The 20,409-nt window shown below is 38.4% G+C and carries 21 protein-coding genes; 3 read left to right on the top strand and 18 right to left on the bottom strand.

Annotation, left to right across the window (positions count from 1 at the left end; all coding sequences use genetic code 11):
• The first annotated feature begins 40 nt into the window (after positions 1–40).
• Both glpT and EV579_RS14470 read left to right on the top strand, forming a co-directional pair.
• A complete protein-coding gene (gene glpT, locus EV579_RS14475; RefSeq protein ID WP_044333417.1) occupies positions 41–1,375 on the top strand; it encodes a glycerol-3-phosphate transporter in 1,335 nt (444 codons plus the stop codon).
• Positions 1,376–1,467: 92 nt separating this feature from the next.
• On the top strand, positions 1,468–2,349 hold the full coding sequence (locus EV579_RS14470; RefSeq protein WP_044333415.1) for a glycerophosphodiester phosphodiesterase: 882 nt from the start codon (positions 1,468–1,470) through the stop codon (positions 2,347–2,349).
• Between the two features lie 38 nt (positions 2,350–2,387).
• Here EV579_RS14470 and EV579_RS14465 read toward each other — a convergent pair whose 3' ends face one another.
• The 18 genes from EV579_RS14465 to EV579_RS14380 all read right to left on the bottom strand — a co-directional run bounded on the left by EV579_RS14465 (position 2,388) and on the right by EV579_RS14380 (position 16,784).
• Positions 2,388–3,776, bottom strand: a complete 1,389-nt coding sequence (locus EV579_RS14465; RefSeq protein ID WP_044333413.1) for an amino acid permease — start codon at positions 3,774–3,776, stop codon at positions 2,388–2,390.
• A 286-nt stretch (positions 3,777–4,062) separates the two neighbouring features.
• Positions 4,063–4,668 carry an ABC-2 transporter permease gene (locus EV579_RS14460; RefSeq protein ID WP_133744687.1) on the bottom strand — a complete coding sequence of 202 codons (606 nt, stop codon included), beginning with the start codon at positions 4,666–4,668 and terminating at the stop codon, positions 4,063–4,065.
• Positions 4,652–5,527: an ABC transporter ATP-binding protein gene (locus tag EV579_RS14455; RefSeq protein WP_133744686.1), complete on the bottom strand. Its 876-nt coding sequence runs from the start codon at positions 5,525–5,527 to the stop codon at positions 4,652–4,654. Before EV579_RS14455 ends, EV579_RS14460 begins: the two co-directional genes overlap by 17 nt.
• 5 nt (positions 5,528–5,532) lie before the next feature.
• Positions 5,533–5,904: a GntR family transcriptional regulator gene (locus EV579_RS14450; protein ID WP_133744685.1), complete on the bottom strand. Its 372-nt coding sequence runs from the start codon at positions 5,902–5,904 to the stop codon at positions 5,533–5,535.
• 170 nt (positions 5,905–6,074) lie between these two features.
• Positions 6,075–7,202, bottom strand: a complete 1,128-nt coding sequence (locus EV579_RS14445; protein ID WP_133744684.1) for a DUF418 domain-containing protein — start codon at positions 7,200–7,202, stop codon at positions 6,075–6,077.
• A gap of 140 nt (positions 7,203–7,342) precedes the next feature.
• A complete protein-coding gene (locus tag EV579_RS14440) occupies positions 7,343–7,543 on the bottom strand; it encodes a hypothetical protein (RefSeq protein ID WP_133744683.1) in 201 nt (66 codons plus the stop codon).
• A gap of 18 nt (positions 7,544–7,561) precedes the next feature.
• The gene (locus EV579_RS14435) at positions 7,562–7,987 is read right to left on the bottom strand and encodes a TlpA family protein disulfide reductase (RefSeq protein ID WP_044333406.1); all 426 of its coding nucleotides are present in this window, start codon (positions 7,985–7,987) and stop codon (positions 7,562–7,564) included.
• The gene (locus EV579_RS14430) at positions 7,987–8,502 is read right to left on the bottom strand and encodes a HEAT repeat domain-containing protein (protein WP_064498196.1); all 516 of its coding nucleotides are present in this window, start codon (positions 8,500–8,502) and stop codon (positions 7,987–7,989) included. The genes EV579_RS14435 and EV579_RS14430 overlap by 1 nt, the downstream gene beginning before the upstream one ends.
• A gap of 19 nt (positions 8,503–8,521) precedes the next feature.
• Entirely contained in the window at positions 8,522–9,943 is a 1,422-nt protein-coding gene (gene skfF / locus EV579_RS14425) for a sporulation killing factor system integral membrane protein (RefSeq protein WP_133744682.1), read from the bottom strand.
• Entirely contained in the window at positions 9,936–10,658 is a 723-nt protein-coding gene (locus EV579_RS14420) for an ABC transporter ATP-binding protein (protein ID WP_133744681.1), read from the bottom strand. Before EV579_RS14420 ends, skfF begins: the two co-directional genes overlap by 8 nt.
• A gap of 17 nt (positions 10,659–10,675) precedes the next feature.
• Positions 10,676–12,166 (bottom strand): CPBP family intramembrane glutamic endopeptidase, encoded by a 1,491-nt coding sequence (locus EV579_RS14415; protein WP_133744680.1) that lies wholly within the window; start codon positions 12,164–12,166, stop codon positions 10,676–10,678.
• Positions 12,159–13,394, bottom strand: a complete 1,236-nt coding sequence (gene skfB, locus EV579_RS14410; RefSeq protein ID WP_133744679.1) for a sporulation killing factor system radical SAM maturase — start codon at positions 13,392–13,394, stop codon at positions 12,159–12,161. Before skfB ends, EV579_RS14415 begins: the two co-directional genes overlap by 8 nt.
• Positions 13,395–13,458: 64 nt before the next feature.
• Positions 13,459–13,626: a sporulation killing factor gene (skfA, locus tag EV579_RS14405; protein WP_133744678.1), complete on the bottom strand. Its 168-nt coding sequence runs from the start codon at positions 13,624–13,626 to the stop codon at positions 13,459–13,461.
• Positions 13,627–13,886: 260 nt separating this feature from the next.
• Positions 13,887–14,279, bottom strand: coding sequence for a RidA family protein (locus tag EV579_RS14400; RefSeq protein WP_122631574.1), 393 nt, complete (start codon positions 14,277–14,279; stop codon positions 13,887–13,889).
• A gap of 102 nt (positions 14,280–14,381) precedes the next feature.
• Complete coding sequence (locus tag EV579_RS14395) at positions 14,382–15,146, bottom strand: ABC transporter permease (protein WP_122631575.1); 765 nt, start codon at positions 15,144–15,146, stop codon at positions 14,382–14,384.
• Complete coding sequence (locus tag EV579_RS14390) at positions 15,143–16,060, bottom strand: ABC transporter ATP-binding protein (RefSeq protein ID WP_133744677.1); 918 nt, start codon at positions 16,058–16,060, stop codon at positions 15,143–15,145. Before EV579_RS14390 ends, EV579_RS14395 begins: the two co-directional genes overlap by 4 nt.
• 14 nt (positions 16,061–16,074) lie before the next feature.
• Positions 16,075–16,266, bottom strand: a complete 192-nt coding sequence (locus tag EV579_RS14385) for a PLD nuclease N-terminal domain-containing protein (RefSeq protein ID WP_133744676.1) — start codon at positions 16,264–16,266, stop codon at positions 16,075–16,077.
• Positions 16,267–16,427: 161 nt separating this feature from the next.
• Entirely contained in the window at positions 16,428–16,784 is a 357-nt protein-coding gene (locus tag EV579_RS14380) for a DUF2200 domain-containing protein (RefSeq protein WP_133744675.1), read from the bottom strand.
• A 177-nt stretch (positions 16,785–16,961) separates the two neighbouring features.
• Between EV579_RS14380 and EV579_RS14375 the strand changes: the two genes are divergently transcribed.
• Positions 16,962–20,393 (top strand): nSTAND3 domain-containing NTPase, encoded by a 3,432-nt coding sequence (locus EV579_RS14375; protein WP_166644702.1) that lies wholly within the window; start codon positions 16,962–16,964, stop codon positions 20,391–20,393.
• Positions 20,394–20,409: the final 16 nt, after the last annotated feature.

Genomic DNA, 20,409 nt, shown 5'->3' with positions numbered 1-20,409 from the left:
TTGCTTCAGTCAATCAGACATCTACAAAAGGAGGATCTTTATGTTCAAATGGTTTAAACCTGCTCCACATATCGACAGGCTTGATGATGCCAAAACAGACGAGACGTATAAGCGGCTGCGGCTGCAAGTATTTCTAGGCATCTTTATCGGGTATGCGGGCTACTATTTGCTGCGCAAAAATTTCGCTTTTGCCATTCCATATCTACAGGAAGAGGGGTTCACGAAAAGTGAATTAGGCTTTGTACTCGCAGCTGTATCTATCGCTTATGGCTTTAGTAAATTCATCATGGGGATGATCTCAGACCGCTGTAACCCCAGATATTTTTTAGCTGCCGGACTCTTTTTATCAGCTCTTATCAATATCCTATTTGTCTCATTTCCATGGGTCACATCCAGTGTATGGATCATGTTTTTATTCATGTTCTTAAACGGCTGGTTTCAAGGCATGGGGTGGCCGCCATGCGGGCGTACGATGGCGCACTGGTTTTCGGTTAGTGAACGTGGTACGAAAATGTCCATTTGGAACGTCGCTCACAATGTCGGCGGGGGGATTCTTGCACCGCTTATCACATTAGGGATTGTACTGTTTGCGACGTGGAAAAGTATCTTTTTCTTCCCTGCCATCATTGCCATTATCGTCTCCTTCGTGATCATTCTTCTCGTACGGGATACCCCGCAATCCACTGGTCTTCCGCCAATTGAGGAATATCGAAATGACTATCCGGCCCAAAAGTATGAGGATCAAGAAAAAGAATTAACAGTGAAAGAGATTTTATTTAAATATGTACTCAACAATAAATTCCTATGGTATATCGCCATTGCCAACGTGTTTGTGTACTTTGTCCGTTACGGTGTCGTTGACTGGGCGCCGACCTACTTAACAGAAGCAAAGGGCTTTTCACCAGAGCATTCACGCTGGTCTTATTTTCTTTATGAATATGCAGGCATTCCCGGTACATTATTGTGCGGCTGGATCAGTGACCGCTTCTTTAGAAGCCGCCGCGCACCAGCTGGCGTCATCTTTATGGCCGGGGTGTTAATTGCCGTTCTTGTTTACTGGCTAAACCCTGCAGGCAATCCAATGGTCGATAACATTGCCCTTATCAGCATCGGCTTTTTGATTTACGGACCTGTTATGCTTATTGGGCTTCAAGCCATTGATCTCGCTCCGAAAAAAGCGGCTGGAACTGCTGCCGGACTGACAGGCTTCTTCGGCTACATTGGCGGCTCTGCCTTTGCCAATGCCATGATGGGTGTCGTCGTCGATCACTATGACTGGACAGGAGGCTTCATTTTACTGGTTGGTTCTTGTGTGCTTGCGATTGTTTTCCTCGCCATGACATGGAATACAGGAAAACGCGTTGAGCAAGCTTAATGAAAATCACATAAAAGATTCATATCCGCCCAACATGCTCTTTACATCTATTTCTTATGATGGAGGCAGTTACCGTAAAAGGAGGATAAAATATGAAGAAAAGTAGATTACTTGCTTTCGTGTTGCTCTCTTTTGCTTTACTGTCTTTTGTGTGGGTGCCGGCCACCGTATCGGCACATGAAAACCTTTTATCTCCAGATCGCATCTTAACCGTTGCACACCGCGGAGCATCAGGGTATGCACCAGAGCATACCCTGGCTTCCTACAAGCTCGCCACAAAGATGAATGCAGATTACCTCGAACTCGACCTTCAAATGACAAAGGATGGACATCTCATCGTGATGCATGATGAAACCGTTGACCGGACCACAAACGGAACAGGCTGGGTCAAAGACCTCACACTTGCCGAAATCAAACAGCTTGATGCTGGTACATGGTTTAACGAAGCCAATCCCGACAGACAAAATGCCAACTATATCGGACAGAGAGTCCTTACATTAGATGAGGTGCTGCGCTATTTCGGCAAACGAGAAAATTATTATATTGAAACAAAAAAACCAGACCTTTATCCGCAAATGGAAGAAAAACTATTGGCCGCCTTAAAGAAACATCACCTTCTTGGGAAACACACAAGAAAAGGCCAGGTCATCATTCAATCCTTTAGTGAAGACAGCCTGCTAAAGCTGCAGAAATTAGCCCCACGCCTGCCAAAAGTACAGCTATTAGACAGAAACCAAATGACATCCATCACAGACGATCAGCTCGACTTTATCAAAACGTACGCTGTAGGGGTTGGACCGAATTTTAGAGCATTAACACCTGAAAACGTCCAGCAGGTCAGAAGCCATGGACTCCTCCTTCATCCATATACGGTAAACAGCGAAACAGATATGACCCGTCTACTGCAATACGGCGTCACCGGTCTTTTCACCAACTTTCCAGATGTCTTTAACCGTGTAAAAGCTTCACTCTAAATAAAAAAGCCTTGCGGTCCATCCCGCAAGGTCTTTAATTATTTTACCGTTTGATCAGAAGAAGCTGTTTCAATCGGTTTTCGTTTTCCAATCCCAAATACAATAAAGCTAAGTGCCACTACAATCAAGAACACAATTCCCACAATGAGAGAAATTCGAGTATCCTGATTAATGAGCATAAACACAAGCACCATCAATAAAAATCCGATTGTAAGATAATTCGAAAACGGCGCTAACGGCATCTTGAACGGGTGCTGATCAAGTGCTGCCCCCTTTGCCTTTCTGAAGCCAATATGACTAATCAAAATGACAAACCAAGGTACCATCCCAGGAAGGACACTCGCACTATACACATAGACGAAAATATTTGGCGGAGAAACATAATTCAGGACCACTCCTATCGCTAAACCAATCAGCACAGCGAATGTCCCAAAATACGGTACACCGTTCTTCGAAATTTTCGTAAAGAAAGCAGGTGCCTGACCATTCACACCTAATGTATAAAGCATACGGCCCGCACTGAAAATACCACTATTACAGCCGGACATCGCTGCTGTAATGACAACAAAGTTAATAATACCAGCAGCTGCTGTAATCCCAATCTTCGCAAACGTCGCCACAAATGGACTGCCAAGGGTATTCAGCTGATCCCAAGGATACACCGTCACAATGACAAAGATCGCACCGATATAGAAAATCAAAATACGCCAGATGATACTTTTGATGGCATTTGTCAGCGTCTTTTGCGGATTTTGCGCCTCACCGGCTGTAATCCCAATCAGCTCGACACCTTGATAAGCAGCAATAACTAGAGACAATGCAAACAGGAATCCGCTAAACCCACCTGTAAAGAACCCACCATGCGCCCAAAGGTTAGACAGCCCAATAGGCGTTCCGCCATTTCCAAAACCGAAGAAAATAATGCCTAAACCTGCAACAATCATCAAGATAATCGTCACAATTTTGATCATCGCAAACCAAAATTCAAATTCACCAAATGACTTAACCGAAATCAAGTTGGCTGCTCCTAAAATGATCATCGCAATTAACCCTGGAATCCACGCAGGCAGCTCTGGGAACCAATATTTCATATAAGCCCCAACCGCAATAATTTCAGACATTCCGACAATGACCCACTGGAACCAGTTACTCCAAGCCGTCATATACCCTGCAAGCGGATGAATATATTGATGCCCGAATGTAGCAAATGACCCTGTACTCGGCTCAAGATATAACATTTCTCCCATCGCACGCATAATAAAAAAGATAAAAATACCACACACCGCGTAAGCTAGAAGAACGGATGGACCTGTCCACTGAATGGCCTTCGCTGACCCCATAAATAAGCCAACACCGATTGTGCCGCCAAGAGCGATCATTTGAATATGGCGGGCACTTAACCCTCTCTTTAATTCCTTTTGAGCCACTTTTCTTCCCCCTCATCAACAAACAACATAAAAAATAAAAATCAGAATTTTCATTCTGATTGAGAAACATCAATCTTTCGATGTATATTATCATAATAAATCTACCCTTAAAAAACAATTGTTTTTTTGAGGAAAACACTATTAACAAAATATTCTGACATAAAATCAAGTTCAAATTATTTTATATTGATATAATCAATAACCAGAAAAATCTTCAAAAAAAGACCGCTCACACGGTCTTCTAAGCTCAAACTGTTAATTTATAGGAACATCGGCAATTGCTTTCCTAAAACACTTTCCTCTGGTAAATCACAGTAGAAAGTCCCCAAGACAACAAGTAGAAGAGCATAATCAGCACAGCTGAGCCCGTATATAAAACAGGGATCGATAAATTCATAATAAAATTAGTGAACCCACTAAATTGCTCTGCTAAATAGAGAACAACAGGCGGTCCCATAGCTGATAATACGATAAAGCCAATGATCACTGCCGTTGTGATATAACCAGGCTTTAAGATATAAAATAATGGAAACGTACACGCCGCGAACAATAAAAACAACCCGCTGCCAATCGCAATATCTGACAGCGAAAACAGCTTCCCAAACACAAGTAATGTAGCACTTGTCAGCCCGATCGCAATGACCATATAAAAAACGGCACCAAGATAACGGGAGGCAATAATTTCATTCCGGGTATAAGGCAAAGAATTTAATAGGATATTCGTTTCTGCCTTTTCATCATACGCATATGTGTTAAAGGGAATGAAGACACTAGCGACTATAAACGTCAATACTGGATGGACATCCATGAAAATAAAAAATAAGATAAACGGAATAAAAATAAGTAACTGCTTCTTTTGCAAAATCACATCACGCTTAATTAAATGAAACATGCGCAGCCCCGCCTTTCAAATAAAACATGATATCCTCAAGCGACGCCGGTTCAATCACAACAGCATCCCCAAAAATAAGTTTCACCTCATCAATTCGATCTGATAATGCTTCAAAACCTGCTGATGTACGCTGAATATGGATAAACGCCTTTTCTGTGTCTCGATCCAATAACTCCAGGCTTCCTTTCACAAGCGCATAACTTTCTGCCACTTCATGAATCGACTGTTGAAAGACCAATCTTCCATTTTGTATAAACGCAATATAATCCGCAATCCGGTCTAAATCAGTCGTCACATGCGTCGAGAAAAAGATCGTCCGATTTCCATCAATCATCAATTCTTGTAACGTGCTGAGCAGCTCTCTTCTAAAAACCGGATCTAAACCAGCAGTTGGTTCATCCATGATGATCAGCTCTGCATGATGCGACAGCGCAATCGCAAGTGACGCCTTCATCTGCATCCCTTTTGAAAATGTTTTGATCGCTTTATTCAGCGGCAGACCAAACTGTTCAATATATTGATTAAAAAGCTGGTCATCCCAACGTTTATAAGCAGGAGCCACAATCCGTTTGATGTCCTTTAAATTCAACCCTGGGAAAAAAACATTGGCATCGTAAACAAATCCGATTCGTTCCTTAATCTCTTTTTCATGAGTATGATAATCCAATCCAAAAACCTTGATGTCACCTGAATCGGGCTTTAACAAATTCATGATCATTTTAATGGTAGTCGACTTACCCGCTCCATTCTCTCCAATAAACCCTGTGACAAAGCCTTTCTTGACCTGTAAATCAAGATCCTGAACGGAAAAATCCTTGAATCGTTTCGATACTCCTCTGAATTCAATCACATGCTCCACTCATCTCACTCCTCATATAAGAATTTTAATAACTGCTGCAATTCATCAAAAGATAAGCCTAATTCTTTCCCGTTTGTAACAACCGCTCCAAGCTGTTCCTCGATCACCTTCAATTTCTTCTCTTTCATCACTTCTAGGTTTTGTTCGGCAACAAAAGATCCCTTGCCTACAATCGAATAAATAAATCCCGCCTTCTCTAACTCTTCATACGCTCGCTTTGTTGTAATCACGCTAATTTGTAAATCCTTCGCCAGCTTTCGAATAGACGGCAGCGCTGCACCTTCTTCAAGCTCACCCGTTAAAATCATCGATTTGATTTGATTCGTAATTTGCTCATAGATAGGCTCCTTAGAATGGTTTGAAATCGTAATTTGCATATAAAAACCTCTTTTTTCAGAAAAATATTGTATATACACTATATATACATTATATACACACTAAAAGAATATTCAACCATTTTAAAAATGTTCTCCTCATTTTTTTTAAAATACAATACAACGAAAAAACCGCACAGCCCTTAAGCCATGCGGTTCTTTAACAAAATGCTTTATTTCCAATATACCCATTTTCCCATAAGCCACTCCACAGGACCTCTTCTCCATTTTTTCAAATAGAGATAGCTGATGAACAGCTGTGCTGTGTACAGTCCGACAGCAAGCAGCAGCCCAAACATTGATCCCAATTGTCCAAATAGACCAAGTCCATAAGAATAGAAAATCGTTGTACAAATAATCGACTGCGCCAAATAGTTTGAGAGAGACAAACGGCCAAGCCCTGCAAGCAGGCGTTTGAAACCTTGGGCTGCCTTCGAATAGTAGAAAACAATAAAGGCTTGAATATACCCAATCGTCAGCACATAGGCACCCAGCGTAATCACCAATTCACTCCAAGGAGCATCAATGAACGTCGCACATTTTAGCGCAATCCCGATGATAATCATCCAAACCCAGCCTTTACGATAAGCCATGCCTCGATCTTCTTCTGTCAAATGACCCTTTTTCCCGATCGCCATGCCAAGCAGTGCAAACGGACCGATTATGATAGGAGCATAGATAAGACTTAAAATTGGTGTCAAAGTAAGTGTTACAATTGCCATAATGATGGTGACGATTATCATATCATCTTCAATTGTAATCCGGCTCAATACAATATCGCCATATGTACCGGTCCCATATACATTCGTTAATAAATCAGAATTTCCGTAAATAAAATTCATTAGAGATGGATAAATCACTAAAGATAAGGCACCTAAAATACCCGACCATATAAACACTGTTTTGATTCGACTGTTTATAAACATTATTAGGAAAAACGTACAAGCTCCATAGTAGAGAAGAATGTCGCCACTCCAAATGAAGATTAAATGCAGCATCCCAAGCACAATCAAACCAAAACCACGGCGAACGACAATGGCATTCGTATTTAATCCCTTGGCCTTCGTCGATTCAATCAGCTTGATAAAAGAATACCCAAACAAAAAGGAAAAGATCGGATAAAAAGACCCTTGGAACAAAATTTCCGTCACATATACACCGAATTCCTGTCCCCAAAAACTCGAATCAAACATTTTCTCAAAATCATAATCATATTGGAAATTAAGCATATTCACAATCAAAATACCTAATAAACTAAAACCACGTAAACTATCAATTAACTCAACCCTAGATCCCTTCAACTCGACAGCTCCTTCGGACAATATAAAGATAAAGCATATTTATCCTACCACACTTTTAAAAAAATGGTTTCCATCCCCATGAGAAAATTTGCGTTTTAAGGTAAATTTAATAAAAAAACCTAGAATATACATTCTAGGTATCATACTAAATACTTATGACTTTCTTCTTCCCGCAGCACACGCTTCAAATAAAACAAAATTCCCAAACCGAATAAAATCAACGCTATTTCCCAGTCTGCAGAAATCGGCAACCATTTCAGCATCATTAAAATCAGCAAAACCGCTCCAACACCTGCGAAAAAAATGACGTTTCTTTTTAATTCTTTGTTTGATTGAAACAACAATCTCTTCTCCACTGTTTATCCAATTGAATGTTTTTCTAACTTTTTCAATATTCTTTCCCAGCCGGTATCTCCCATTTTCCGATCTATTAACTGTCCCTCTTGATCAAAGAGGCAAAAGCTAGGTAATCCTTGAATCTTATACTTTGCAACAATCTCATAATTCTGATCCAATACAATAGGAGCGGTCATATTCTTTTCCTCTGCATACTCTGAAACAACATCTGCCGATTTTTCCTCTTCTGTATATGGAACATGGACACAGGTTAAATGAATACCCAGCTCATTCACACGTTGTAGAATATGATTGGTTAATTCTTCACAATGAGGACAGTTGACGGACCAAAAATAAAGAAGCTGATGCTGTCCCTTAGGTACACTCCTTTGATCTGAAGGATAAATCCAAGGAAGATTCTCAGGCCAGTTGAGTTTCTGCGTTTCCACTATTCATCCCCCTTTTCCTTTAGCTGAAAAGCAATAATCTTCCCTAATGCTTCCTCTGCAGCAAAAGGAGTAACGCTGCCTGTTGGGTTTTCTTGTTCTTGTTTTAAGCACTCGTACATGTTTTTTTCAATTTTTGATGGATCAATCCAAGAGATACACCATGATGCCCAGAAACAAGTAGGTCCCTCATAACGTTTAGCAAGTGCCAGAAGAAATGGCAAGCTAGGCTGCCCAATCCTCATGAGTGACATGGCAGCGGCCATTCTTGTATCTTCTTCGTCACTTTCTAATAGCCGAGCTAGCGGTTCTGCTGCGTCCCCCGCATCTGCTCCAAATTCACCAAGTACAGCTGCTGCAATGTTCCGCAGAGAGCCTTTTTCTTTTAAAGCCTCAACAAGGACGGGCACTGCATCTTTTCCATATTTTCTTAAATCTCCTATTGCTTGAACGATCGTTACTTCATTTGTATTAGCCAATTGTTGAACGGATTGAGACAGCTTATTTTCTGGTTTCATTTACAATCAACTCCTCTTTTTAATGAACCGCACGGTATCGATAACAAAGCACATAAGATCCAGATCCAGCCACTAGAGATACAATTGTAGTCAACAAGCCATCAGTGATGAGATGAATGCTAATAACGATCATAGCACTGATCACAGACGCAAATAGCAATGATCGATAATAGGCAGCCAAAGCAAAACTCATTTCTCGTCTCAGAGGCTGTATAAAGGCAAAGAGTCGTATGGCCAAAAACCATATATAAACTCCTCCACCAAATAAGGTCCAATACAAAACATCCTGAATCTCAACTAAATAAAGAGAAATCAAGTAGAAAGCATACAGCCAAAAGGTTTGAAACACCTCTAACAGAATGATTTTTTGATATAAAGCACCTGGAAAAAGGTAGAGCACTCCTGTTTGTGCGTGTCTTACAATCCCTGCATAATATGAACTAAAAAGAACGGATGCCGCGATGACGATCAAGAATAGATTCAGCCAATCTGAAAAATAAGTAAGGACGACATAGTAAGTACCAATTAACAGCATAGTAGATAGTACATGGAAAATCATATACTTTTTTATCAGCAATAATTCAATCCAAAGAAAAGCCCAGCTGCCCGTTAATGCCGGAAGTCCCCACCATGTCTTGCCCTTTTTTTGAACGATTGGACTTGAATGAATATGTTTCCCCTCAAATTCCTCCCAAAATACTGCCTCCTTGACTAAAGACTCCTTCATCTCTAAACGATGACTAGCCTTGTACATCATCATGAAAGATAGAAACATCACTCCAATAAAAATGAAGACAGAAAGAATGGAGAATTCTTCGATCATACGTCCAAATTGAAACATCAAAGTATCAGCAATGTTCATTAATGAAGGCTGTTTCATCATCAACTGATTCAAAGCGAGCACTGCAAAGCAGCAAAACATCAATAAAAAGCTGATTAAGAGCAAACGCTTGTATACTCGAATGGTTCTAGCACAAGACATCGCAATCATCCAAGTTTCAACCAAACATAACAGCCCTGTCAGGATGAGTGATTTTCCAAGCAGAAACGGGTAATGATGCGTCATAAAAAACAGAAGCAGATCCGCAGCCACAGCAGAGACAATAAGAAGTGCCCCTCGCCAAAAAATGTGATACAACCATACACTGATGACAACTGTCCATAGAGAAGTGCCATTTCCATATAACCAAATGATATCGTTCATTTGACTAGGCAGCCGATTTGTAAACAAGCCAAACCCCGTATAGAGAACAAACAAACAGACAATGATCCACCCAGCTGCAACCGCATTCCAATCACCCATACTTGAAACTGCGCTTAGCTGAAAACCAATTGCCGCAATGAAAAGAAGTAAGATCAGAAAAGGCATTTTCTTTTCTTGATTTTTACTGATCAAGCGCCTTTGAGATTTCATCCATAAAAGGGAGAGTGTGTTATTCACTTGACCACTCCCCCAAAAGTTGAATAACTTCTGCCCTCCACTCAACCTGTTCTTCCTTTATTTGAGGAACATCCATACTCTTCATGATGGCACCGTCTCGAATCAATACAACCCTGCTGGCCGTATCGAGAACGAACTCCAGACTATGAGTCGACACAAAGACCGCCCCCCCTTGACTGCTTTTTTGTCTCAGCCAATCCGACAGCCACTGTTTTGACGGTATATCTAACCCAACAGTCGGTTCATCTAATATAAAAAGGGAGGCATCTTGAACAATGGCTCCTGCTAAGACGACACGCTGCTTTTGGCCTCTTGAAAGCCTTCCACACAGTTCATTCATCTTCTTTTCCATATGTACTTCTTTCAACGCTTCATATACCTTTTCCTTGATCTGTTTTAAGCCTTTATGATATCCACGAGCACGGAATTGAACATGTTCAGCAGCCGTTAAGTCTGGATACAAATACGGCTGATCAGGAATAAGAGCTACTTGTTTTTGGACATGGGCATGACCAGGCGGGAAACCCTCTATGAGAATTTCCCCTCCATCTGGTTTATATAGACCTGTTACACACCGAATTGTTGTCGTCTTCCCGGCACCATTAGGCCCAAGCAGCGCCACAACCTCTCCTGCTTCGATGGAAAATGACAGACCCTCTATCCCATCACCATTGCTATATCGTTTACTTACATTCTGAACCTCCATGAACGGCATCAAATCTCTCCTTTTGATTAGAGTGATGTATGCTGAGGCTTCTTGGTATGTAGATATCTTTGAAGTTTAAATTGCCATAAGGGCATACAAACAAGCACTAAATTGTGAATAAAATGTGCCACCAGTACACAAATAAAGCCATAATTCACAAAAAGAAAACCAAGGAAGCACCCAAAAACAAAAAGATGCGTCCAGCGAATCCATCTTGGATCATATCCTGTCACCTGATGCATAATTGCCCACAGTAAAGATGATATTAAAATGGACAATATCATACTCCCACTTAACCAAAATATTAAAGAAATCATTAAGAGTCGGTAAATGACTTCTTCTCCAATAGAACTTTGCAGGCTCATATTAAGCCCTTGTCTTAAGGTAAAGCCGGATAAGAACATACTCCTATTTGATAATTCTGGTGATATACGTAATCGATTCATTCTCTCTAACAAATAAAAAACAAGTGATGTGATACCTAAACTAATTATTCCGGCGCTAAGACCGATATATATCTGGGCAATGCTTTGATCTAGAAATTTTAGTCCTAATTCATTCACAAGAGCACCTCCTGCCAATGAACATATAAATACTACAAATCCTGTCAATAATCCTGCAAACAAAGTAGATAGAATGCCAAGTAATTGAACAGTATGAACACTCATCCTAGCATCGTAAGCATTTACTATCGTTAGTTGTATATCTTCCTTTATTGTGAGAGATTGCACTAGTACAATAATCAAACCCAGTATAAGACTTAATGCGATTTGAATTTGGACATTCATTAAGACTAAAACTAATATTGCAATGATCATCGCAGCAGCTGACCCTAACATACCTGAGATGCCAAAAGTAGACTCAACTTGTTCATCTCTTATTACTTTGTTCATTTGATCTGTTAGAATCTCTGTATCTGTGCCGATATAAGTGATCACACCAGATTGCATTTCAACTGTTACCTTAAGTCGAATATCTTCTTTTTCAGCAAGATACCAATACGTTTTGATTTCACGAAAATCCTCTTCTTTTGAACCTGAACCAGTTGGTTTGGTCTTAACCCATAATCCCTTTGAAGAATAAGTTAATTGTTCTTTTAATCCTTCTAATGATATTTGAGCATCTTTTTTAGGCAATGAAGTTTGCCTTACATCGGCGTAAAAAAAAGTAACTTCGCGTTTTGCGTTTACTCCTATGACGAATGATTGATTTTGATGAACAAAGCGAACACGCCAAGACTCAACCAATCCCATTTCGTGAAGAATATGTCGATTTTTTTTCAACAAACCTAAATGATGTAGCTTATTCACTGTTTCATGATCATACCAATAGACTGAATATACATCCCATTCTTCTACATCCACGCCTACAAATTCTTTAATAAAGTCGATACTGACTTTTCTTGCCTCACTTTTATCTAAAAGATTTGATTCTATAGTTGATACTCTATACTTCATGAATAGGACAAGTCCTATCACCCCTAGAGCTGTCCACAAAATGATAGTAAAACTATTCATGTACAGCCCCTGCTTTCATCTCATTTTCAAATGGAAGGTCTGGTTCTGAAATTTCAACTTTCCCAATACATTTACAGTTTTTTGCTTCACATTTCAATTTCATTAGACGTGCTGGTGAGCCAATATCAGAAAATGAATCTGTTAGAATATGACCTAAAGAGATATCCTCTAATTGACAAGGTGTCACATACCCGTCTGCCCTGATATACCAGGCCAGATAACCAGGCGTACAAAAATCAGTTGTAAAAGAACTTTCTTCGTGTTCCCAGTCTATTATATTCAGGTGTTGATCCCATTTATGACGTGCCTGCTGTAATTGACTTTGAACACGCTGTTCAAATGACTTCTCCAGTGCTTTAAAGTTCTTTGTAGCACGCCCAACGGATAAAGTCTTTCCAGCACGAAAAATGGCAGCATTTACTCTTGCACAATGATCTATAACCTCTGTAACTTGATCAACGTTTATTTCATTGATCGTCATTGCCACAATTACGGGGACATTCATTTCTGCTAAATGTTTGATCGTTTCCATACTCTCTTGAAAAGCACCTTTTCTTCCTCTTAATGAATCATGAGTTTCGCTCGTACCGTCAATACTAATTTGTACAGTTACATTGCCCAAATGACTAAGAAGTTCTACTTCTTCATTTCTCCAGTTTAGTCCATTACTAAACACATTTACATTCGTAAATAATGAGCTGGCGGCCATTACAATCTCTTTAAAACCTTTGATTAACTTTGCTTCACCCCCAGTTAAAGTAACATCAGCTACTCCCTGGGCTGCTAACTTTTGCATTACCTCGATCCATTGTGAACATGTTAACTCATTGGGATAAGGCTTCCCCGAACTGGCATAGCAGAATGAACAACCTAAGTTACAGGCATTGGTTAATTGCAGAGTACAGCTAATAGGTAAATAAGATTGTAGCGATCCAGAAAATTGAATTGGCTGATCCAATAACCCCTGTGTCCAAGCCTCTGTAAAAGGATGGGCACTCAACTCTTCACGCAACTGATCAGCCGTCAACTCTTCTTTTTTAACGATCTCCCAAATTCGAGCAGTTTTGCTTAAATCTTTATTCTTAGATAATAGAAATGCAAGTTGAGCGCCTCTTCCACTCAATCTAAAATAATACATCGATTTTCTATCTATCATGACGGCCCCATGAGGCTGTAAATGGATGCCTAATTCAGGTAACTCATATTCTGCAATTTGATTATTCGACATAAAAAACACCCCTTTTTATAGAATAAGGAGTTAGCAATGTATGCATAACTCCCTATGTTACTCATTAAAGTGCTCGCATTGCAGGATGTGGAAGTGCACAAACACGCGTCATTGGTATACTCTTCGAGGCCCAGCACCCCATACATCCAGCAGCCTTTACAATCGAAGTACCCCCTGGACGCTTAAGGCTTTTTTTACTCACAGATTCCCATTCTTTTTGGTTTCGTGCCATAAGTAAAACCTCCTCTTAAATTTTGCATAGTGTCAATAGGCCCATCTCCTATGCACCCTGATATTACCATATGAAAAATGTCGAAGTAAGGGGAATTGTGTAAAATATTCTAAAATTATACTTAAAAGTAATTTTAATATAGATTATACTTAAAAAAAGATTGGATTTGATCATCCAATCTTTTTTCGCATTTTCTATTTATAGTGATTTCTGAACTAACCCATTCCATCTTCAAACCATATGCAAACTAATCGTTCACCCTATACCATCTCCTGACACACCCAAGCATCCACCTCTACCTTTAAAGCAGGTGAAGCCAATGCCACCACATAAATCATAGTCATACAAGGCAGATGATCGCCTAAAAACTGCCCCATGATTCGTTTTCTGCTCTCAGCATCGAACTCTCCTACGAGATAAAATACTAATTTCGTTATATCTTCCACGACCATATCTGCTGCTTCTACGTTTCGCTTCACATTCTCTAACGCTAGCTCTAGCTGCTCCAACGGGCTCTCTGGGATTGTCCCATCCGCCTCCATTCCCACCTGACCTGATAGAGTTAACCACCGCTGTGGTCCGGTTGTTTCTATTTGATGAGTATATGGAGCAACTGGCGGGTGAATGGTCTCAGGATTACGTGATGTTCTCATTGATAAAAACCCCTTTTCTGAAAATACAGTCAATTTTTATCATCATATCAAACTTTCTACCATATTCAGATTTTTATGCTCAAAGTAAACCTGAAGATACTGCTATAATTCTTGTTTTCTAAAAAGAAACCATCCGATAAGAAAAAAGAAAACAATCAATACCGATACACCTAGAAAACTTGTAAGTGCCTGATCCGAATAAGTCCCTTTATGAATCATCTCTTCGGCTGCACTTGTCACGCCTTTAGGCGCAAACTTCCCTATTGTCTCTTCATAAAATAAAGGTACGGTAAACAGAATAAGGTTGATCAAAAGCGACACACCGCCAGCTGTGACAGAACGTTGAAAGAACGCCGAAGCACAAATGGTCGATACTACAATCAACAATAAATTTGGATAATAAAGAAGTGTTCCTTTTAACACATTCACCCAATCCACATGCCCAAATTGAATGTCCACATAATAAACAGAGGCAAGCACCGCCACCACCAAACTAAATAATGTCAAACAGGCATAGGCACATATTTTCGAAACATAATAACTCATTCGACTGATCGGTTTCACCATAATCATCGCCGTCACTCCAGAGGCACGCTCTCCAGCGATCGTCCCCATCACGATCATAATCAGGATAAACACACCTAGCGAATCAAATTTACTCAATGCACTCGCCAAAGCCTCTCCTGCACTAGGCTCTGGTATGTAAAATGTAGCTCCTTCAGGTAAATTAGCTGATTTCGATAGAAGATCCGGCAGCATTTTGAGCGTAATAGGCTGTGTGATCATTAAAATCGTAAAAATAATAGGAACAAATAAGATTTTATAGCTAGTAAATAACTCCCTAAATTCCTTTTTCAACATCATCATGCATTCACAACCTTCATGAAAATATCTTCAAGCGTCAGCTTAGATAGTCGATAATGGAGGAGAACACCGCCAGATTCAGTGATGAGACGAGGCAGCTCCTTCAATGCTATTTGTTGATCGTTCACTCGCACCTGATAAGCATCTCCTGTCTCAAAGCATTCCTCCACCCAATCCCGCTCTTTTAGCAAAGCCACTAGTTTTGTATTCTGTTGTTCTAATTGAAATTCAATCACTGGCTGGATATAGTCTTCTTTGATCTGTTTCATGGAAGAAGACATCTCAATTTTGCCATTGTTGATCATGATAATATGATTTGCCACACGTTCAATGTCATCTAAAATATGGGTCGACATAAAGATCAACATCTCTTGTTTAAGACGCTCAATCAATGTCAGAACGTCTTTTCTCCCCATGGGATCAAGTGCAGACACAGGTTCATCCAAGATGAGAACCTTCGGGCTGTTGATAAGCGCCTGCGCAATGGCAAGCCGTTGCTTCATTCCTCCGCTATAGCTGCCAATGGCACGATCCTTCGCCTCATATATGCGGCAAAGCTTCAACAGCTCCTCTGTTTTGGAGCGAATGATTTTTTTCTCTAAGTGAAATAACCCGCCAACCCAATGCATCCACTCCTGCCCCGTCATATCCTGATAAAATGCAGGATGCTGCGGACAATACCCTATCACATGACTGATTTGATCCATCTCCCTTGTGACATCCAAACCAGCCACCTTCACGACCCCAGAAGTAGGACGAGCAAGCCCCGCCAAAATCCGGATCGTCGTTGTCTTCCCCGCTCCATTGGCTCCTAAAAAACCGACACATCCTACCTCCTCAACAGAAAACGAAACATCTTTTAAAACTTCATTCGGGCCATACGATTTCGTCAGCCCATAACACTCCAACATATTCAAGCAAATCCCCCCTTTTAAGATGCTTTACGACCAAAAATCAAATACACAAAAGGACCGACACTCGCCACAAACACAATCACCAAAGCCCAAACCCACTTCACCTCTCCCCTGATCCTCGATGGGTCTCTTTTCAACAAATCAAACAAACCAATCACCATCAACATCGCTTGCAGCAAAATAAGAGGTAATATCATTTTCATATCCATCCACGCCACTCCTTTTCAAACACCAATTTGTTTTGATATTACTTCTTTTGACGACATGAAAAGTAAATTCGTTCAAATGGATTTTATTTTTATTGGTCGAATGATCTATAAGATATAAAAAAACCCAGTGAAGGTTAGTTCACTGGGCTTGCTTGTTATTCTCAAGATGAACCTCTTAAAATCTTTTCCATCTTCTTTCCTTTCGCTAACTCATCAATCAGCTTATCCATATACCGAATGTTTTTCATGGTTTCTTCCTCAATGTCCTCTACTCGAACACCACAAATGACGCCTTTGATTAAACTGCGGGAAGGATGAAGCTCAGGAGCCTCAGCAAAAAAGGTTTCAATGTCTATCTGTTTATCTACCTGTTTCTGCAGCTCTTCTGGACTGTACCCTGTTAACCAACAAATAATCGTATCGACTTCAGCCTTTGTTCGTCCCTTTCTCTCTGCCTTTGCGATGTAGAGAGGATAGACTTTTGCAAAACTCATTGTGTAGATTTTTGATTTGGTCATTTGTTATTCCCCTTTTCTTAAAGTACTTTTATCCATGCATTAGAAGATAGTTAGCCTAACCTTTTATGTCCGATCTAGTAAGAAGAATCAGCTACAAATAATTATTACAATAATAACCACATTTACATAAATTATGATATAATTACTCGTTATCAACATGTGAAAGGAAGAAGAAAATTGTCTAATTACGATTTTCATGCATTACTTCAACCATTAGAGTTTGAAGTGTTGGTATGCGATGTAGTCTCTCAAAGAGATAACGTTCCCTTTAGAACCTTTAAAGAGGGGCGAGATCAAGGCATTGATGGTTTTTATACAGACGGTAAAACTGAAACCGTCATACAAGTAAAGCGTTATGCTCAGCAAGCTTTTAAGCCTTTAATACATTCTTTAAAGCAAGACCTACAAAAAGTTCGCAAATTAAAACCAGATCGCTATATCTTAGGGATATCAATGGCGTTAACACGTCAACAAACGAAAGATATTGTTGAATTATTTAAAGAATTCAATGTGACTGAACACGATATATTAGATAGAGTTGAACTGAACAGACTTCTTTCACAGCCGACTTACAGAAAAGTGATAATTAATCAACCAAAACTTTTAATTCCAAACTCAAATGTGCTTGAACATTTGTTAAAGGAATATCTACATAGTCGTATTTATAGAGAGTCTGCCTATAGATTAAAAGATGCTTGTAAAATAGCAAAAACTTTTATACCTTCAAAAGTCTATAGGTCAGCAGTTACAAATTGGGACATTAACAGAACTATCATACTTTCCGGAGAACCAGGTGTTGGAAAGACAACAATCGCTCAAATTCTAGCTTTAGCCCATTTGTATCAAGATCAATTAAACGGATTTAGATGGGTATACTCAATCGATGATATATACAGTATGTTAGATGAAGACCAAATACAAGTTTTTATTTTAGATGATTACTGGGGAAGTATCATCGAAAAAGAAAAGAATAAAAAAGAAGAAGAACGCTTAGCTAAGTTAATAAAGGATATCGAAAATTTTCCTAATGATACAAGATTAATTATTACAACAAGAGAATATATTCTTCAACAACTCATTCATAAAAGTCCTTTACTTAAAAAAATATTTGATAACTATACCTTAATTTGCAACTTGGAAGCATACACCGAGAGTGAAAAAACAAGTATTTTATTTAGTCGTCTCTATTACTCAAAACTGAATTATAAGCATGTTAACTATTTGCATCTTCATACAGATGAAATTGTATATCACGACAATTATAATCCAAGGGTACTATCACTATTTTTAGATCAACAACCTCAAAGTTATGAAACACCAGAAGATTACTTAAATCGATTGTTAAATTATTTAGATTGTCCAAGTGATTTTTGGAGAGATATTTTTGATAATTTATCTAATGAAGCAAAGTTTGTAGCTTTGCTACTACTAATTACTTCGACCCCCTCATTACAAGAGGATATTGAAATCTGCTACAAAAATTCCTTACACTATTATTTCACTGAAACGCACACGAAGAATTTAAGTGAGAGTCTCAGAGAACTTGAAGAAACCATGATCAAGACAGTTTATGATGATGAGTATGATGATATCTTTTTATATTTTATTAACCCATCAGCACAAGATTTTCTGCTTGACTTCTTGAAAGAGAATTGTGAACAATGGATTCCAAAACTACTGCCTTGCTGCTCCTTCTATAATCAATTATTATTTCTATTTAAGAATATATCACCTTTTTGTAGTTCAAACGTTAGTGAACAAATCATACAAAGTTGTATAGAACATTATGATGATTATACAACTAGTTTTTCAGAAAACGATAATATATGGAATGTTGATATTTTAGAACAAGAAAAGGGAAGCTTAGATAGATTCTTTGATTTACTTAGAATTTATCTAACACAAAATCAAAAACAACCGAGACTTTATAAATTTTTAGAGTATAAAATCAGTCAGTACTGTATTGATATGGGGAGTAATGATCCTAAAGAATATCAATATAACGATTTACACAATTTACCTGGTTATATCGCAAGTTGCACAAATATTGGAATGACTTTTAACGGATATAAATTAATAGATAAATACTACAAAAACGCCTTTAGTGTGTTTCATTATAAAGCGATGGAGCGTTTTCGAGAAATATTTCCTAAGGAGTACGAAATATTTTACGAATCTTTTAACTCAAAAATTAGAAAAAATATAAAACAATTAATTTTTTCAGAGTTAGATTTTTTAGATGAATACTGCATGGATGTAGAATTAGATATATTAATTGATAGCATTCCTGATTTATGTGATTTTTTTGGCGTTCAATACTCAATAGAAATGGATAAAGAAATTGAGCTTCTATATGGGCGCTCACCTACAAAAATAAATAATGATCATTCAATAATGAACAGGCATTTTTCAAATGAATATAATTCAAGTGAACATGACATAAGTACAGTAAAATATAACGCATATGATTGGATGTATGGAAAGGAAGAAGCATTAATAGAAAATGATGAAGTTATCGAACTTATATCAAATAGCAAACTTTCGAATGGAGTCAAAGATAAACTAATTCTCACATTAGACAATTATTCACCAGTTTACATCTACCAATTACTAAATACGAAAGAATCCTTGAATTTGTTAATTTCAATGTTAGAAAAAGACGGTTCAATGATGCCTGAGAGAGAAAGCGACTTATATATGAAGATGTTAACCCATTTAACTCAAGGAGATTCCACATTATTAATAAATTTAATTAACTTCTGTATTGATTCATTTTATTCATTCATGTATAGGGAAAAACCTTTATTCCGAAAAGGAGAATTTTTAAAAAGTAATATTTATAGTGACCATTTAGCAGATAACCCTTCACTCAAAAATATTGTGTATGAACATTTAATATTAGAGGATGAACAGTGGTTACGATTTATTCATATTCCATTATTCGTCGCTTGCTTTTCGATGAGTATATGTTTTAGCGTTGATGATGATGAATTACTAGAAATCTACCCAGAAATATGGGGTGATAATTCAAAAAAAATCAAACGAATACAGCTAGAGAATGGAAAAGAATTATCCGAACTATTTTATCCTGAATTTGGAGAATACTACATCTATAACAGTGAGTGGGAAAGCATATTATATCGACTTTTCGAAGAGTTAAAACCATATCATTTTAATCAATTCTACGTTGAACCTGCCATTAAGCGATTTATGAAGCACTTAGGGGATGGCGATGAATCATCAAAGGTATTACAACTTATATCAACTATGGAATTGTTATTGGAATATGATCAGCATGATGAGATTAATCATATCGGGCAACAATATAGTATTAGTGACGAACAAAATCTTATCGAGAAATTAGGAATAGCTGATTTTGATTTTTGGGATTTACCTTCGATTCCCCAAAATACATTTACTCATTTATTAAAAGGTGATTTAATAAAACGGAAAGTACATAATTGGCAAATGCCAGTTTACAAAATAGAGAACATCTGTTTATTAAAAGAGCTTGGAGTTTATAATCACTCATTAACATCCATAAAAAAGATTGAAAATCTCCTTAAACGCTTTGAAAATGGTGATTATTCGCAAATAATAGTAACCTAAACAAAAAACACCCCTT

The organism is Bacillus sp. BK450, from assembly GCF_004364885.1.
Taxonomy (GTDB): domain Bacteria; phylum Bacillota; class Bacilli; order Bacillales; family Bacillaceae; genus Bacillus; species Bacillus safensis.
This window is presented reverse-complemented; position numbering and strand designations above follow the sequence as displayed.

Bases quoted from the DNA above. Each gene is read 5' to 3' on its own strand.
- EV579_RS14420 (WP_133744681.1), bottom strand. From the start codon at position 10,658: ATGCCGTTCATGGAGGTTCAGAATGTAAGTAAACGATATAGCAATGGT.
- EV579_RS14415 (WP_133744680.1), bottom strand. From the start codon at position 12,166: ATGAATAGTTTTACTATCATTTTGTGGACAGCTCTAGGGGTGATAGGA.
- EV579_RS14380 (WP_133744675.1), bottom strand. From the start codon at position 16,784: ATGACCAAATCAAAAATCTACACAATGAGTTTTGCAAAAGTCTATCCT.
- EV579_RS14450 (WP_133744685.1), bottom strand. From the start codon at position 5,904: ATGCAAATTACGATTTCAAACCATTCTAAGGAGCCTATCTATGAGCAA.
- glpT (WP_044333417.1), top strand. From the start codon at position 41: ATGTTCAAATGGTTTAAACCTGCTCCACATATCGACAGGCTTGATGAT.
- EV579_RS14460 (WP_133744687.1), bottom strand. From the start codon at position 4,668: ATGTTTCATTTAATTAAGCGTGATGTGATTTTGCAAAAGAAGCAGTTA.
- EV579_RS14400 (WP_122631574.1), bottom strand. From the start codon at position 14,279: ATGAGAACATCACGTAATCCTGAGACCATTCACCCGCCAGTTGCTCCA.
- EV579_RS14395 (WP_122631575.1), bottom strand. From the start codon at position 15,146: ATGATGATGTTGAAAAAGGAATTTAGGGAGTTATTTACTAGCTATAAA.
- skfB (WP_133744679.1), bottom strand. From the start codon at position 13,394: ATGTCGAATAATCAAATTGCAGAATATGAGTTACCTGAATTAGGCATC.
- skfA (WP_133744678.1), bottom strand. From the start codon at position 13,626: ATGGCACGAAACCAAAAAGAATGGGAATCTGTGAGTAAAAAAAGCCTT.
- EV579_RS14385 (WP_133744676.1), bottom strand. From the start codon at position 16,266: ATGGATATGAAAATGATATTACCTCTTATTTTGCTGCAAGCGATGTTG.
- EV579_RS14430 (WP_064498196.1), bottom strand. From the start codon at position 8,502: ATGAAACCAGAAAATAAGCTGTCTCAATCCGTTCAACAATTGGCTAAT.
- EV579_RS14470 (WP_044333415.1), top strand. From the start codon at position 1,468: ATGAAGAAAAGTAGATTACTTGCTTTCGTGTTGCTCTCTTTTGCTTTA.